12 protein-coding genes and 1 pseudogene are annotated in these 14,643 nt (G+C 60.9%); 3 read left to right on the top strand and 10 right to left on the bottom strand.

All coding sequences use genetic code 11. From position 1 onward, the window contains the following. Window positions 1-5: 5 nt before the first annotated feature. The 4 genes and pseudogenes from IB252_RS07945 to IB252_RS07930 form a co-directional block, all read right to left on the bottom strand. A complete protein-coding gene (locus IB252_RS07945; protein WP_007941741.1) occupies window positions 6-668 on the bottom strand; it encodes an amino acid ABC transporter permease in 663 nt (220 codons plus the stop codon). A gap of 52 nt (window positions 669-720) precedes the next feature. Continuing rightward, window positions 721-1,569 (bottom strand): transporter substrate-binding domain-containing protein, encoded by an 849-nt coding sequence (locus tag IB252_RS07940; protein WP_192407986.1) that lies wholly within the window; start codon window positions 1,567-1,569, stop codon window positions 721-723. Window positions 1,570-1,825: 256 nt separating this feature from the next. Next, window positions 1,826-1,963, bottom strand: a pseudogene (locus tag IB252_RS07935) (type II toxin-antitoxin system RelE family toxin); the annotation flags it as partial. Next, window positions 1,953-2,201 carry a type II toxin-antitoxin system Phd/YefM family antitoxin gene (locus IB252_RS07930; RefSeq protein ID WP_095129765.1) on the bottom strand — a complete coding sequence of 83 codons (249 nt, stop codon included), beginning with the start codon at window positions 2,199-2,201 and terminating at the stop codon, window positions 1,953-1,955. The gene IB252_RS07930 and the pseudogene IB252_RS07935, both read right to left, overlap by 11 nt. Window positions 2,202-2,413: 212 nt before the next feature. Between IB252_RS07930 and IB252_RS07925 the strand changes: the two genes are divergently transcribed. Beyond that, complete coding sequence (locus IB252_RS07925; protein ID WP_192407984.1) at window positions 2,414-2,857, top strand: thioredoxin family protein; 444 nt, start codon at window positions 2,414-2,416, stop codon at window positions 2,855-2,857. Window positions 2,858-2,896: 39 nt separating this feature from the next. Here the strand turns inward: IB252_RS07925 and IB252_RS07920 are convergent, their stop codons facing one another. After that, entirely contained in the window at window positions 2,897-3,763 is an 867-nt protein-coding gene (locus IB252_RS07920; protein ID WP_192407982.1) for a LysR family transcriptional regulator, read from the bottom strand. A gap of 103 nt (window positions 3,764-3,866) precedes the next feature. On the opposite strand from IB252_RS07920, the gene IB252_RS07915 reads away from it, so the two are divergent. Continuing rightward, window positions 3,867-5,417 carry an MFS transporter gene (locus tag IB252_RS07915; RefSeq protein WP_192407980.1) on the top strand — a complete coding sequence of 517 codons (1,551 nt, stop codon included), beginning with the start codon at window positions 3,867-3,869 and terminating at the stop codon, window positions 5,415-5,417. Here IB252_RS07915 and IB252_RS07910 read toward each other — a convergent pair. Further along, entirely contained in the window at window positions 5,407-5,811 is a 405-nt protein-coding gene (locus IB252_RS07910) for a MerR family transcriptional regulator (protein ID WP_192407978.1), read from the bottom strand. The two genes, IB252_RS07915 and IB252_RS07910, sit on opposite strands and share 11 nt — an antisense overlap. A gap of 77 nt (window positions 5,812-5,888) precedes the next feature. Between IB252_RS07910 and IB252_RS07905 the strand changes: the two genes are divergently transcribed. After that, the gene (locus IB252_RS07905) at window positions 5,889-7,115 is read left to right on the top strand and encodes an NADH:flavin oxidoreductase/NADH oxidase family protein (RefSeq protein WP_192407976.1); all 1,227 of its coding nucleotides are present in this window, start codon (window positions 5,889-5,891) and stop codon (window positions 7,113-7,115) included. 135 nt (window positions 7,116-7,250) lie between these two features. Here IB252_RS07905 and IB252_RS07900 read toward each other — a convergent pair whose 3' ends face one another. The 4 genes from IB252_RS07900 to cobN form a co-directional block, all read right to left on the bottom strand. Beyond that, window positions 7,251-8,897, bottom strand: a complete 1,647-nt coding sequence (locus IB252_RS07900) for a phospholipase D-like domain-containing protein (RefSeq protein ID WP_192407974.1) — start codon at window positions 8,895-8,897, stop codon at window positions 7,251-7,253. A gap of 25 nt (window positions 8,898-8,922) precedes the next feature. Further along, window positions 8,923-9,579 carry a vWA domain-containing protein gene (locus tag IB252_RS07895; protein ID WP_318652723.1) on the bottom strand — a complete coding sequence of 219 codons (657 nt, stop codon included), beginning with the start codon at window positions 9,577-9,579 and terminating at the stop codon, window positions 8,923-8,925. Between the two features lie 2 nt (window positions 9,580-9,581). After that, on the bottom strand, window positions 9,582-10,580 hold the full coding sequence (locus IB252_RS07890; protein ID WP_192407972.1) for an ATP-binding protein: 999 nt from the start codon (window positions 10,578-10,580) through the stop codon (window positions 9,582-9,584). 151 nt (window positions 10,581-10,731) lie between these two features. After that, complete coding sequence (gene cobN, locus IB252_RS07885; protein ID WP_192407970.1) at window positions 10,732-14,640, bottom strand: cobaltochelatase subunit CobN; 3,909 nt, start codon at window positions 14,638-14,640, stop codon at window positions 10,732-10,734. Window positions 14,641-14,643: the final 3 nt, after the last annotated feature.

The following is a 14,643-nucleotide window of genomic DNA, read 5'->3' as shown; positions in this document are numbered from 1 at the left end:
GCCTCCTATCGGCGAATCGCCAGACGCTGCTCGAGGTAACGCAGCATCATGGCAATGAGGTAACAGGCCGCCACATAGAGCGCTGTGGTCACCAGCCAGGTTTCAATCACCCGGTAGCTCTCGACATTGATCTTGCGCGCGTAATAGGTCAGCTCCGGCACGGCAATCGCCGCGGCCAGCGAGGTGTCCTTGAACAGCGAAATGAAGTTGTTCGACAAGGCCGGCAGCACATTACGCAGCATCACCGGCACGGTGACGTACGCCTTGACCTGCCACTCGCCCAGACCGATTGCCAACCCGGCTTCGCGCTGCCCCTTGGGAATGCTCAACAGCCCGCCGCGGAACACTTCGGTCAGATAGGCCCCGGCATACAGCGACAAGGTGATGATGAACGACGGGATCTTGTCCAGACGAATGCCCAGACTGGGCAAGGCAAAGTAGATCAACAGAATCAACACCAGAATCGGCGTGTTACGGATCACCGTCACATACACCGACGCCAGCACCCGCAACGCGCGGTGCTTCGACAACAAAGCAAACGCCATCAGCAGGCCGATCACGCAGCCGATGGCGATCGACACCAGCGCCAGTTCGAGGCCCAGACCGAGCCCCGCCAGCAAGGTGTCGAAATCGCGCCACACGGCGGCAAAATTCAACTGATAGTTCATGGTCAGCGGTACCTTGAACGGGGCGATTGATGACCGCCCCGCTCTCACGGGATCATTTGAATTCGACGGGGAAACCGATGGCTGGCGTCGGCAGATCGACACCGAACCACTGCTTGAAGGAAGCCGCGTAGGTCGGGAATTCAACGCCGGTCATGCCTTCATGCAAGACGGTATTGACGAAGTTCAACCAGTCCTGGTCGCCGCGTTTGACCGCGCACGCGTAGGTTTGCGGGCTCCAGGCATAAGCCGGGCTGCGATAGCGCCCCTGGTTCTGCACCATCAGGTACTTCACCGAAGATTGATCGGTGGCAGCGGCGTCGGCACGGCCGGAGTTCACTGCCTGATACATCAGGTCCACGCTGTCGTACTGATCGACCTTGGCTTTGGGCAAGGCCTGATGCACCAGTTCTTCGGCGTACACGTTCTGCAGCACCGCCACGGTGACGCTGTCGCCGGCGGCTTTCAGGTCTTCAATTTCCTTGTACTTGCTGTTGGCCGGCAACAGCAGGCCGACACCTTCGCGGTAGTACGGCAGCGTGAACGCCACTTGCTGGGCACGGCTGGCGGTGACGGTAATGAACTGACAGCTCATGTCGACCTTGTCGGTCAGCAGGTTGGGAATCCGTGCATCGGACGACTGCACCACGAACTCGACTTTGCTTGGGTCGTTAAACAACCCTTTCGCCACCATCCGCGCGATATCGATATCAAAACCCTGCAACTTGCCATCCGCTCCCTGGAAGTGCCACGGCGCATTGGTACTGCCCGTGCCCACAATCAGTTTCCCGCGGGCCAGCACGCTATCGAGCTTGCTGTCCGCCGCCTGGGCCACGCCCATGACAGCAGCCGAAGCCGCGAAAACAAAAACACACGCTTTAAACAAGGAAGGTCGGCGATGCATGGCAAGCACTCCAGGGTGATGTTTATTCCGCTATACCGGATATTGGTATGTAACAACGGAATAGACAGCAGAAAGTGTGCCACAGGATGTGGGAGGAATGTAGGGGAGATTGAAAAGTGTTTTGAATCAAACGGATGGAAAAAAATACAACACCGACGTTACGAAACGCACAGGTGAACGACCGCTACCGTTGGCTACAAAGTGCGGGTACCTGGTTCACAGTTGGAGTTTTGATGGGCTAATTCGGTGCGGCGCTGCTGAATCGGTCAGCGGGAACGCGCGGGTTTACAAGACGCTCCCGAAGTTTCCTTTTGAACTGGTCCTTCAGGTTTACTCCGAGATTTTTTTTCCATTCTTTCCAGGCTTTTTCTGAAAACTCCAGCTCATAGGTCATCAATCGAAACCTTTATGGTTGGATCGTTTTCCCTCTCTTTACAAAGGGCAAGCAACTCCAAGTCATCCAGGCGATTCATCATGGCTTCGTACTCTTTTGCGGGAACACAATAGAAAGCCGGCTCATTGCGGTTAAGGATCGCAACAGACAAGCCACCGCCGGCAGCGACCGTTCCCATCGGATTTTTTTTCAATTCAGAAATGCTGGCCACCACTTGCGAAAGCACGATATGTGTCATGAAGTTGTTCCCTGAGAAGTGAACAAAAAGTATCACGCCACACGCTTCCGGCTTTCCGTGTTTCCTGTCGGGTCGGTCCTGTAACACGGTAAGGAGTATCCAAGGTTACGTAGGAAAACCTACCTACCTGTTATTTCTGACAGTAGACCCTTCCCAGCGCCTTCCTTTACCGTCGATGGACCGTCAATGGCCGTTGTGAAAAGGAGATTTCAATGAGCTCGAAAATCGCTCGCAAAGCACTGGCCCCGGTCTACCGCAAGGCCCTGAAAACCTGGCGCCCGGTGATTCTGTACTTCGGCAGCCAACACTGTCCCGCCTGCGAAATGGCCGGACCGGTGTTTCGCCAGATCGCTGAGCCATATCGGCATCACGCGCAGATCTACATGCTCAATACCAGCGAATCCCCCCGCCACCCGGACGTCACCGGCACACCCACCGTGCTGTTTTACAAGGAGGGGAAGTTGCTGAAGAAGCTCAAGGGAATCGGCACTGAGCAAACCTTGCAGGAGGACTTCGCCAGACACATTGGCAAGGTGAAACCGGCAACGGTGAAGCGCAAACCGGTCCACGATCTGGCGTGGTTGCGCCAGACCCTGCGAAGGTTGTGCACTGTGCCTCGCGCAACCCGGCAGTTGAATCGGCGGGTTTACGGTTAGTCGGTGCCATTTCCAGTGTTTGAAGGATCGCTTTTGCGCTTAGCGATTTTTGACTTGCTCGATGTACCTGATTACCGCCGCGGACTTCTCGAATCGCCGATAAATCAAAGACAACCACGAACTCGCCTCGCAACCTTTGATTGCCCGGTACACCACGCCGGGCAAACCCACGTGACCCACCACTGATTGGGGCACAACTGCAACGCCCTGCCCCAACGACACCAACGCAATGACCGCCACCAACCCACCCGGTTGTGCCCCCAGTTTCGGCGCGAATCCACCCTCGGCGGCGACTTGCAAGGTGCCGCTGATTTGCTCCGGCAGGATGAACGTCTCGTTCTGCAAATGTTCCGGACCAATCTCTGGCAGTCGGCACAGCCAGGACTCGGTCGGCAGCGCCAGCACAAAGCCTTCTGCGTCCAGGCGAATGGCTTCGAGGCCCTCTGGCAAGGTCATGGGTGAGCGGACATAGCCAATATCGAAACGCCCCTCGACCACCATCATCGGCAATGACGCCATGGGACTTTCCCGTACGTTCAGGCTGACGTCAGGACACTCGCGACCGAAGGCTTGCACCTGTTTCTGCAGCAAGCCCGAATACACCGCCGACGCCACGTACCCCAGTTCGATATGGCCAATATCCCCGCGCCCGGCACGCTGGGCGTTGAACTGAGCGTATTCGAATTGCCGCACCGTCGCCTCGGCCTCGATCAACAGCGCAGCGCCGGCCTCGGTCAGGCTGACTTCACGTGTCTGACGCACGAACAATCGCGTGCCGAGTTCGTTCTCCATGTCCTGGATCTGTCGGGTCAAGGTCGGCGGTGCGATACCGAGTTGTTCGGCGGCGCGGGTGAAGTTGCCTTGCCGGGCAACGGCGAGGAAATAGCGAAAATGGCGAATATCCATCGGTGCGTTAGCTCAAAGGTAATGAAGTGACAAGGCGTACCTAACAAGGAACGTAGCGACCGGAGATAAGCTGCACTGACTTTTACAGTAGAGAAACGCTGCCATGCCCGTCAAACCCAAGGTTAGCCCGCGCCTGACATTACTCACAGCCTCAGGCGTTTGCTCGCTGATCGTCCTCGACACCAACATTGTCGCCGTCACCCTGCCTACGATCGCCCGGGACCTGGGCGCTAACTTTGCCGACATCGAATGGGTGGTCAGCGCTTACATGCTGGCCTTCGCCGCTCTTTTATTGCCGGCTGGCAGCATCGCCGACCGCTTCGGCCGGCAGAAAACCTTGCTCTGCGGGCTGGCCATTTTCATCCTCGCGTCCATCGGTTGCGGTGCCGCGCCCAATGCGCTGTTCCTCGACATCGCCCGGGCGATCAAGGGTGTCGGCGCGGCCTTGCTGCTGACCTCGGCCCTCGCCTCCATTGGCCACACGTTTCACGACGAAGTGGAACGGGCCAAGGCCTGGGCGTTCTGGGGCGCGTGCATGGGGGTGGCGATGACAGCCGCGCCGACGGTCGGCGGGCTGATCACCGAATACATGGGCTGGCGCTGGATTTTCTACCTGAACCTGCCCGTCGGATTGTTCCTGATGGTGATGGTCTGGCGCGCCGTGCCGGAGTCCCGCGACACTCAGTCCGCACGCCTCGATCCCTGGGGCAGCCTGGCGTTCAGTGCGAGTTTGCTGTGCCTGATCTGGGGCCTGATCGAGGCGAACCGGATTGGCTGGAGCAACCCGCTGACCTACGTTCGGCTGATCGGTGGCGCCTTGTTGCTGGGGCTGTTCGTGGTGATTGAACGGATGCAGCGGCGGCCGATGGTCGACCTGCAACTGTTCAAGCATCCGCGTTTCATCGGCGCGCTATTGGGCATGTTTGCCTATGCCGGTTGCGCCCAGGTGATGATGACCCTGCTGCCGTTCTACCTGCAAAACGGCCTGGGTTTTTCGGCCATCGCTTCAGGGCTGGGGATGTTGCCGTTTGCCCTGACCATGCTGATTTGCCCGCGCATCGGCGTACGTCTGGCGAGTCGATTTACCCCCGCCACGTTGATGGCCGCCGGTTTGACCCTGGTCGGCAGCGGCAATCTGCTCAGCGCCTGGGCGGTCAGCAGCGGCGGTTATCTGCCCTTCGCCCTGGCGATTGCCGTGACCGGCGCCGGTGCCGGGCTGCTCAACGGTGATACGCAAAAGAACATCATGGCCTGCGTGCCACGGGAGCGCACCGGCATGGCTTCAGGTATGAGCACCACCATGCGCTTCAGCGCAATCGTGCTGGCCATCGGCGTGTTCGGCGCGTTGCTGTCCAGTCATACCGAGCTGTTGTTGCGTACGAGCCTGACGGCACAAGGTGCGCAATGGCTCGGCCAAACCCAGGGCATCGCCTCGCGGGTGGTGGCCGGTGACATGACGGCGGCGATGGGCCTGTTGCCGGAAACCGCGCGCACGGTGGTCGAACCGTTGGCCCGGCAAGCCTTTGTCGGTGGTTTCAGTCTGTTGCTGTGGGTCGCGGGGTTGTTGGCATTACTGGGTGCGCTGGTGGTGGGCACGCTGATGCGCAATCCGATCCCTGCCCCCTCGACTGCAGCCCTCGGCGCTAAGGCTTGAACGACGCCAATACCCGCTGGGCATTCGCTTCGCAGCCCATGCCCTCGGGTCGCGCCTGAATATTGTCGATCACCTCCAACAGCTGCGCCTTGCTCTGCGCCAGGTGCAGCTGCATCTCTTCGATCTGTTCGACTTTGCGCGTAAGACCCGCGAGCAATTCGTCTTGCTTGAACTCACCGGTCGCACTGTCCGGTAACAACTGTTTCAACTCTTCCAGGCTGAACCCGGCCTGCTGGGCGCAAAGGATGATTTTCAGGGTTTGCAACGCTTGGTCGGGGTAATGCCGGTAACCGTTGGCCCGGCGTTCCACCTGCCGAATCAAACCCTGAGCCTCGTAAAACCGTATGCGCGAAGCGTTCAACCCGCTTAACTGCGCCAATTCACCAATCTTCATCTCAGCCTCATTTGCCTGCTTGACATTAAAGTTAACTTTAAGCTTAGCCTCTACTCATCACTGATGAGGAGTCAAGTATGTCGCCCTTCCAAGCGTTGAATTTGCCCAACGGCCAGACCATCGGCAACCGCATCGCCAAAGCTGCGATGGAAGAGAACCTCGCTGACAGCGGGCAGGCACCTGCAGAGGCCTTGTTCCGGCTGTATCAGGCGTGGGCCGAAGGCGAAACCGGCCTGTTGCTGACCGGCAACGTGATGATCGACCGCCGCGCCATGACCGGCCCCGGTGGCGTGGTGCTGGAAGATGAGCGGCACCTTGAACGCTTTCGCCAGTGGGCCAGCATCGGTCGGGCCGGAGGCGCGCAGTTCTGGATGCAGCTCAATCATCCCGGCCGTCAGACCATGGCCAATCTCGGCCAGCAAGTGTTGGCGCCTTCGGCAGTGGCGCTGGACCTGGGCGCATTCTCGAAGATGTTTGCCGAGCCCAAGCCCATGAGCGAGCACGACATCGAAGACGTCATCCAACGCTTCGCCACCAGCGCGGCCCTGGCGGAAAAGGCCGGTTTCACCGGGGTGCAGATTCATGCTGCGCACGGTTATCTGATCAGCCAGTTCCTCTCGCCCTTGACCAACCGCCGAACCGACCGCTGGGGTGGTTCCCTGGAAAATCGCGCGCGCTTGTTGTTGGCGGTGGTCAGCGCCGTGCGCAAATCCGTGTCGCCGACATTTTGTGTGGCGGTGAAGCTCAACTCCGCGGATTTCCAGCGCGGCGGCTTCGATGCCGACGATGCCCGGCAAGTGATTCAGTGGCTCAACGATCAATCAATCGATCTGCTGGAACTCTCCGGCGGCAGCTACGAAGCCCCGGCCATGCAAGGCGAGGCCCGGGATGGTCGGACCCTGGCGCGTGAAGCGTACTTTCTGGAAATGGCCGGTGAGCTGGCCAGTGTGGCGAACATGCCTGTGATGGTGACCGGCGGGATTCGACGCCTGGCGATCGTCGAACAGGTGCTCGACAGCGGCATCGCCATGGCTGGAATCGGCACAGCACTGGCGATTGAACCTCAACTGGTCAAACGCTGGCGCGAAGGTCAGAACAGTCACCCGCAACTGCCGCCGATTCGCTGGAAACGCAAACCTTTGGCAGCACTGGCGAGCATGGCCGTCGTGAAATTCCAGCTCAATCGCCTGAGCCGTGGGCGCAAGACCCGCCCCGATGTTTCGGCGCTATGGGCGTTGATTCTCGACCGCGTGTACATCGCCCGGCGGACTCGCCAGTATCGGCAGGCGATGGAAACCAAGTGATCAAATTGATGAAGATCCAATGTGGGAGCGAGCCTGCTCGCGATAGCGCCCGACCAGTCAATATTGATGTCGCCTGACACACCGCTATCGCGAGCAGGCTCACTCCCACAAGGGAAGTTTTCGCTGCAAGTGTGTTTACCGTCCGGAGAAACGCAATCTGGATAGCTGGCGCAAATCCCCGTCGAGGTAATAGTCATCGGTCCAGCTGTCATCCGCCGCCAACGGCTGGACCTGCTTGAGCGCGAGTTTCCGGGCGAAGTAGCGAAAGCGGTAATGCTCGTAGAACCGCAGCAGTTCCAGGCCATAACGGTCTGCCAGATCGGTATCGCCGCGAATGATCAGGTAGTTTTCGTCATTGCCATTACTGGCCGCGGCACTGAGGTTGTGGCTGCCGCTGATAATCGTCGGCGCATCGCTGGTGAAGTCCGTCACCACGGCTTTGGTGTGCACCAGCAGGTTGCCCTTCTGACCTTTCATGTTCTCTCGAAGCCAGCCTTCCAGCCCGGTGTTGAGCAGCGCGGTGGCGGCGAATTCGGCGGTACGGTCGGCGTGGAAACCGGTGATACGGCTGGCGGTGTTTTGCAGGCCGTAACGCAAAATGTCGTCGTGGGGCAAGCCGAGCAAGGCGTTCAGGATGTCGTCGGGCAAAGCGAATGCGGTGACGAACAGCACGTCTTTTCTCGCCGCGTTGATGATCTCGACAAACGCTTGCAGATCCCCTTGGCCCGAGCGGGGTGAGAAGCCGGCGAACATCGGCTGCAGCGAATCCATCGGGTTGTTTTGCGTGAGCCAGTTTCGGGTGGCATCGACATCCGCCGGGTGAGCCCAGACCTGCTCGAAGGTGTGCAGATAGCTGACGCTGATGCGCGTGTCGTCCAGCACATGCACCACGTTGGCCTGGCGGTAAACACCGTTGGGCGTGAAATTGGTGCTGCCGCAAAGCACCGCCTCCGGCTGACGCTGCCCTGCCGCGTCGAGCCGACTCAGCACCATGAACTTGTTGTGGAAGATGTTATGGGTGACTCGCCCGCGCTTGTTCTCTGCCGGAATTTTCTCCAGGCTGGCCTCGTTCATGGCGGTGTCTTCATCGCCCGGTTGAGCGTGATACAGGACTCGAACGTTCACCCCCCGTTCGAACGCGGCATTGACCGCATCGACAATGGCCTGCAATTCATACTCGTAGATGGCAATGTCCAGCGCCCACTGGCCATCCACCGCACGCCCGATAAACCCCAGCAAACGTCCGAGCAAACCGTTTTCCAGCCATTGCCGCGGGATATCCGGCCAGGCTTCGATGGGCAGGTTCTTGTTGGCGCTGATCAGCGCGTCGAGCTCGGGAAACTTGCGCTGGAACGCCTGGCTGGCAGCCACTGCGCGATTGAAGATCACGCTTTGATTATTCGGCTGCCCATTGTCGGAGGTGACCGTCACTTCCAGGAACTCACCCAGTTGCGGCGCATCAACGCTGCCGTAGGCCAGGTGGACTCGGTAATGGATCGTCATCCCCGGATTGACCGCGTAATCGGCCCAGCGAAATTTCTGTAATGGCGCGATATCGCTGGGGGTGGCGTGAAACTGGGGAAAGGTATGCACCTTGCCGGGGAAGGTCAGGCTGTTGAACAGGAACAGCCAGGGCTTTGGGCCTTGCTGCTTTTCGATGGCGAAACCCAAGAGGCCTTTGCGCCGGTGTTCGGCCAGGTCCATGGCCAACAGCACGCCATTGGTGCCGGCGTAGGCTTTGACGCGGAAATCGTCCTGAAGGTTGGCGGCTAGAACGCGCATGACTCACTCCTGTGATTTTTTCGGCTCACTCCATATCATCGATATGTCGATATTCGGCCTGCAACTCGGTAGCCAAGACTTTAGACCGTCCAAGCCGAATCGGCCCCCGTTCGATGTCGATCAGCAGCCCCGGACAATCAAGCGCCGGCAACATCGACCAATCCTTCAATCGGCCATCGGTCACCAGCAACAAACGCTGCCGTTCCGCCGGAAAACGCTTTTGCCTGACCGCCAGCCAGCGCCCCGCTTCACACAGCGCTGCCAGCAACGGCGTACCACCGCCCGCTCCCAGCCCATCAAGCCAGTCGCGCAAACCCGCGGAGGCTTTCAACCCTTGCACTTGCCATTTCGGCACATGACCACTGGCCGTGAGCAACGCCAGGCGTGCACGCTGGCGATAGGCATCGTCGAACAGTTGCGCGAGCAAGCCCTTGGCATCGCTCAACGCCTGATGGCGACGCGTCGAAGCCGAGGCGTCGACGATCACCAGCCACAGTTCGTGGGGCGAGCGGGTGCGCAGGTGAAACAATACATCGTCGCGTTGATGCGGACGACCGTTCAGCAAGGTGCCGGGCCAATTGATCGAGCCGCTGCGTGCCGCGTGACGTTTACCCTGTTTGCCGTTATCCAGTCGTCCGGCGCGGGGTCTGGCATTCGCCCCCGCGTCAGATCGAGGGCGAATGCCTAGGGCTTTTTTGGCCAGCTCGGCACGTCACGTCGTGCGCCGACCGGGAGCGCTTGAGCGGGCATTTCACCCCATTGGCCCTCGCCTTCGCTCGGGTTGGCATTTTGCGTAGAGGGCGGCTGGCTCTGTTGCGGCGCTGGTGGCGATGGCTCGCGGCGGCGATGGCGCAAGGCAAACTCGGCGACGGCGTCGATGTCTTCCTCGGCGATTGCATTCGCCCCACGCCATGCCGCGTGGGCACGCGCGGCACGCAACCAGACCAGGTCGGCCCGCAAGCCGTCGACACCGGCAGCAAAGCAGCGCTCGGTAATCTGCGCCAGCGCATGATCGTCGAGTGGGATGCTGGCCAGTGCGCTGCGTGCTTTCTGGCAACGTTCGCGCAGCGACTGCTGCTGGCCTTCCCATTCGGCGCAGAAGCTGTGGGGATCGCTGTCGAAATCCAGCCGGCGCCGGATGATCTGGCCGCGTTCGGTCGGTGCGGTGTGACCACTGAGGGCAACGTTCAGGCCAAAGCGGTCGAGCAGTTGCGGACGCAGCTCACCCTCTTCCGGGTTCATGGTGCCGATCAGCACGAACTTCGCCGAATGCCGATGGGAAATGCCGTCCCGCTCGATCAGGTTGGTGCCGCTGGCGGCCACGTCCAGCAGCAGGTCCACCAGGTGATCGGGCAGCAGGTTGACTTCATCAACGTAGAGCACGCCGCCATCAGCCTTGGCCAGTACACCGGGGGAAAACTGCGCGCGCCCCTCGCTCAGGGCGGCGTCCAGGTCGAGGGTCCCCACCAGTCGTTCTTCGGTGGCGCCAAGCGGCAAGGTGACGAATTGGCCGCTGGCGAGCAAGTCCGCCAGGCCACGGGCCAGCGTTGACTTGGCCATGCCGCGAGGGCCTTCGATGAGTACGCCGCCGATTTTCGGGTCGATGGCGGTCAGGTAGAGGGCGAGTTTGAGATCGTCGGCGCCGACCACGGCAGAAAGGGGGAAATGCGGGGTGTCGGTCATGTCAGGTCTCGTTTGTGGTCGGTAGTGTGATCGTTCCCACGCTCTGCGCGGGAATGCCTCAACGGACGCTCCGCGTTCGGCTCTGGGTGGGACGCGGAGCATCCCGGGCTGCATTCCCACGCGGAGCGTAGGAACGATCAGCTACAGTCGGTCAACTGTCTTCTTCGATGTCCAGCAACAAATTCTCCAACGCCTCGCGATACTCGCCCGGCTCCTTCCACATCCCCCGCTGCTGCGCCTCAAGCATCCGCTCAGTCATGTCGCGCAACGCATGCGGATTATGCTCACGAACAAAATCCCGGGTCACCGGGTCCAGCAAATACGCATCCGCCAGTAACGCGTACTGGTGATCGTCAATCAACTGCGTTGTTGCGTCGAAGGCAAACAGGTTATCGACCGTCGCCGCCAGTTCAAACGCACCTTTATAGCCGTGGCGCTTCACGCCGTCGATCCACTTCGGATTGGCTGCCCGCGAGCGAATCACCCGGTTCAGCTCTTCCTTCAACGTGCGGATCTTCGGCAGATCCGGCTGACTGTGATCGCCATGGTAACTGGCCGCCGCTTCACCACTGAGGCTTTCCACGGCGGCGAGCATGCCGCCCTGGAACTGGTAATAATCGTTGGAATCGAGCAAGTCGTGCTCACGGTTGTCCTGGTTTTGCAGCACCGCCTGCACCTGGCTCAGGCGCTGAGCGAACTGTTCTCGCGCCGCAGTGCCTTCGTCAGAACCGCCATAAGCGTAGCCGCCCCAGTTCAGATAAACCTCGGCCAGATCGTCGCGGCTTTGCCACAGACGACCATCGATGGCGCCCTGCACGCCCGCGCCGTAAGCCCCGGGTTTGGCGCCGAAAATTCTCCAACCGGCCTGACGCTTGGCCGCCTCTTCATCCAGCCCCGATTGCATTAACGCTTCGCGCTCGGCACGCACCTTGGCGGCCAGGGGGTTGAGGTCGTCCGGCTCATCGAGGGCGGCGACCGCTTGTACGGCGGCATCGAACAGGCGGATCAAATTAGCAAAGGCATCGCGGAAGAATCCGGAGACGCGCAAGGTCACGTCCACACGCGGACGGTCCAGCAGACTCAGCGGCAGAATCTCGAAGTCGTCGACCCGCTGACTGCCGGTGGCCCAGACCGGACGCACGCCCATCAACGCCATGGCCTGGGCAATGTCGTCGCCGCCGGTGCGCATGGTTGCAGTGCCCCACACCGACAAGCCGAGCTGACGCAGGTGATCGCCGTGGTCTTGCAGGTGTCGCTCAAGAATCAGGTTGGCCGACTGGAAACCAATACGCCACGCGGTGGTGGTCGGCAGGTTACGCACGTCCACCGAGTAGAAGTTGCGCCCGGTCGGCAGCACGTCGAGCCGTCCGCGACTCGGCGCACCGCTGGGGCCGGCCGGCACGAAGCGGCCGCTGAGGGCGTCGAGCAGACCGCGCATTTCCGCCGGGCCGCAGGCGTCCAGCCGTGGCGCGACGACTTCGCGCAGGCTGTCGATGATGGCGCTCACTTCGAACCAAGTGGCCTCCTGTGGGAGCGGGCTTTTGTGGTGAGGGGATTTATCGAAACGTCGCACCGCCCCGTTGGGTCGCGAAGCGGCCCCAAAAAATGGGACTGCTGCGCAGTCCAACGGGGATAAATCCCCTCGCCACAAAGGCTCGCTCCCACAGGGACCGGGTTCAGTATTCAAAGTCTGGAAGATCAGTTGAGCGGCGAACAGTTCCAGGCGTTCACGGGTATCACCGGCTGTGCGCCAGACTTCATCGGTGAGGGTTTGCAGTTCAATCGGACGTGGCCCGGTCCAAGGTTCGGCGAGTGCACAATCCAGCGGATCGAAGCCCAACGAGAATGCCTTGGCCAAGGCCCGCAGCAGACTCGATTGCGCACCGCGCCCATCGCCTCGCGGAATGCGCAACAACGCCAGCAAGGTATCGATGCGCAAGCGCCCGGTCGGCGACTCGCCAAACACATGCAGGCCGTCGCGGATCTGCGACTCTTTCAGGTCGCACAAATAGGTGTCCAGCCGCGGCAGCCAGATCGCTGCATCGGCATCACTGTCGAGCTTTTCGTCCAGTTGCAGTTCGCGGTCGATGTGCGTCTCGCGCACCAGTTGCAGGATGTCGCGCTGCAATTCCCGGGCACGGCGCGGATCGAGCAATTGCGCTTCGTAATACTCGTCGGCGAGTAATTCTAGGTTGCGCAACGGGCCGTACGTTTCGGCGCGGGTCAGCGGCGGCATCAGGTGATCGATGATCACCGCCTGCGTACGGCGCTTGGCCTGGGCGCCCTCGCCCGGATCGTTGACGATGAACGGATAGATGTTCGGCAGCGGACCGAGCAGCGCATCCGGCCAGCAATGCTCGGACAGACCGACGCCTTTGCCCGGCAACCATTCGAGGTTGCCGTGCTTGCCGACGTGGATCACGCCGTGGGCACCATAGGTGTTGCGCAACCAGAAATAGAACGCCAGGTAACCGTGAGGCGGCACCAGGTCCGGATCGTGATACACCGCGCTCGGGTCCACCTGATAACCCCGCGCCGGTTGAATGCCGACGAAAGTCAGGCCAAAGCGCAGCCCGGCGATCATCATTCGCCCGCCACGGAACATCGGATCGTTTTCGGGCGAGCCCCAACGTTCCAGCACGGCTTGGCGATTGGATTCGGGCAAGGCGTCGAACATCAGGTTGTAGTCGTCCAGCGCGAGGCTTTGCATACACGGGCGCTGGTCGAGGGTGTCGAGGTCGTTGCTGACGCCGCCGAGTAATTGCTGGATCAACGCGGTGCCGCTATCAGGCAACTCGGCCGGTAGCGGATAACCTTCTTTATGCAGCGCACGCAGGATGTTCAGCGCCGCGGCTGGAGTGTCGAGGCCGACACCATTGCCGATGCGCCCGTCGCGGGTCGGGTAGTTGGCGAGGATCAGGGCGATGCGTTTTTCAGCGTTGGGCACCCGCGCCAGATCGATCCAGCGTCGCGCCAGTTCAGCGACAAAATCCATGCGCTCCGGTTGTGGCCGATAGCAGACCACATCGGATTGGCTGCGCTCGCTGCGCCAGGCCAGGTCTTTGAAGCTGATCGGTCGGCTGATGATCCGCCCATCCAGTTCCGGCAGCGCGATGTGCATCGCCAGATCACGCGGGCCGAGGCCTTGTTCGCTGGCGCGCCATCCGGGCTCGTTGTCCTGGGCGCAGATCGCCTGGATCACCGGGATGTTGCGGCGAAACGGTCGCAAATGCGGCGCTTCGGGGCTGGATTGGGCGAAGCCGGTGGTGTTGAGAATCACGCCGGCCTCGACTTCATCCAGCCAGTCCTCGACCACTGTCAGGCAGCCGGGCTCTTTCAGACTGGCCACAGCAATCGGCAACGGGTTCAGCCCCGCGGCCTGCAAACGCTGGCAGAAAACATCGATAAAACCGGTGTTGGCCGCCTGCAAATGCGAGCGGTAGAACAGCACCGCCGCCACCGGTTGACCGGCCTGCCAGTCGGCTTGCCAATCCTTCAGTTCAGCGGGGCTTTTGTGTGGGTGGTAGATCGCCGTGCGCGGCAGGGTTTGCGGCTCGGCCCAGGCGTAGTCGCGATCCAGCCAACGATTGGCGAGGCAGCGGAAAAAATCCAGGGCATTGCTCATGCCGCCCTGACGCAGAAACTGCCAGAGCCGATCACGGTCTTGCGCGCCCACCGTACTCAGGTCGCTGAGTTCCGGGTCCGGGCGGTCATCGCCTGGAACCAGAATCAGCTGTACACCGCGCTCCGACAGTTGCACCAGACGCTCGACGCCGTAACGCCAATAGGCGATACCGCCGTGCAGCGAGATCAGAATCACCTTGGCGTGGCGCAGCACTTCGTCGACATACAAGTCGACCGAGGCGTGATTCTGCACCTGCATCGGATTGGCCAGGCGCACGCTGGGGTAATCGTCGGGCAACTGCTGCGCCGCTTCGGCGAGCAGTGCCAGGCTGGAGTCGCCGCTGCACAGGATCACCAGCTCGGCGGGGGTTTGTCCAAGGTCGGCAATGTTGTCATCCGACACGAAACCGCCGGGCTGGGTCCTGAGCAGGTGCATGGC

Origin of the sequence: Pseudomonas sp. PDM10 (genome assembly GCF_014852295.1) — a bacterium.
Classification (GTDB): domain Bacteria; phylum Pseudomonadota; class Gammaproteobacteria; order Pseudomonadales; family Pseudomonadaceae; genus Aquipseudomonas.
Note: the sequence above shows the minus strand (reverse complement) of the source record. Positions and strands in the feature narration are given on the sequence as shown.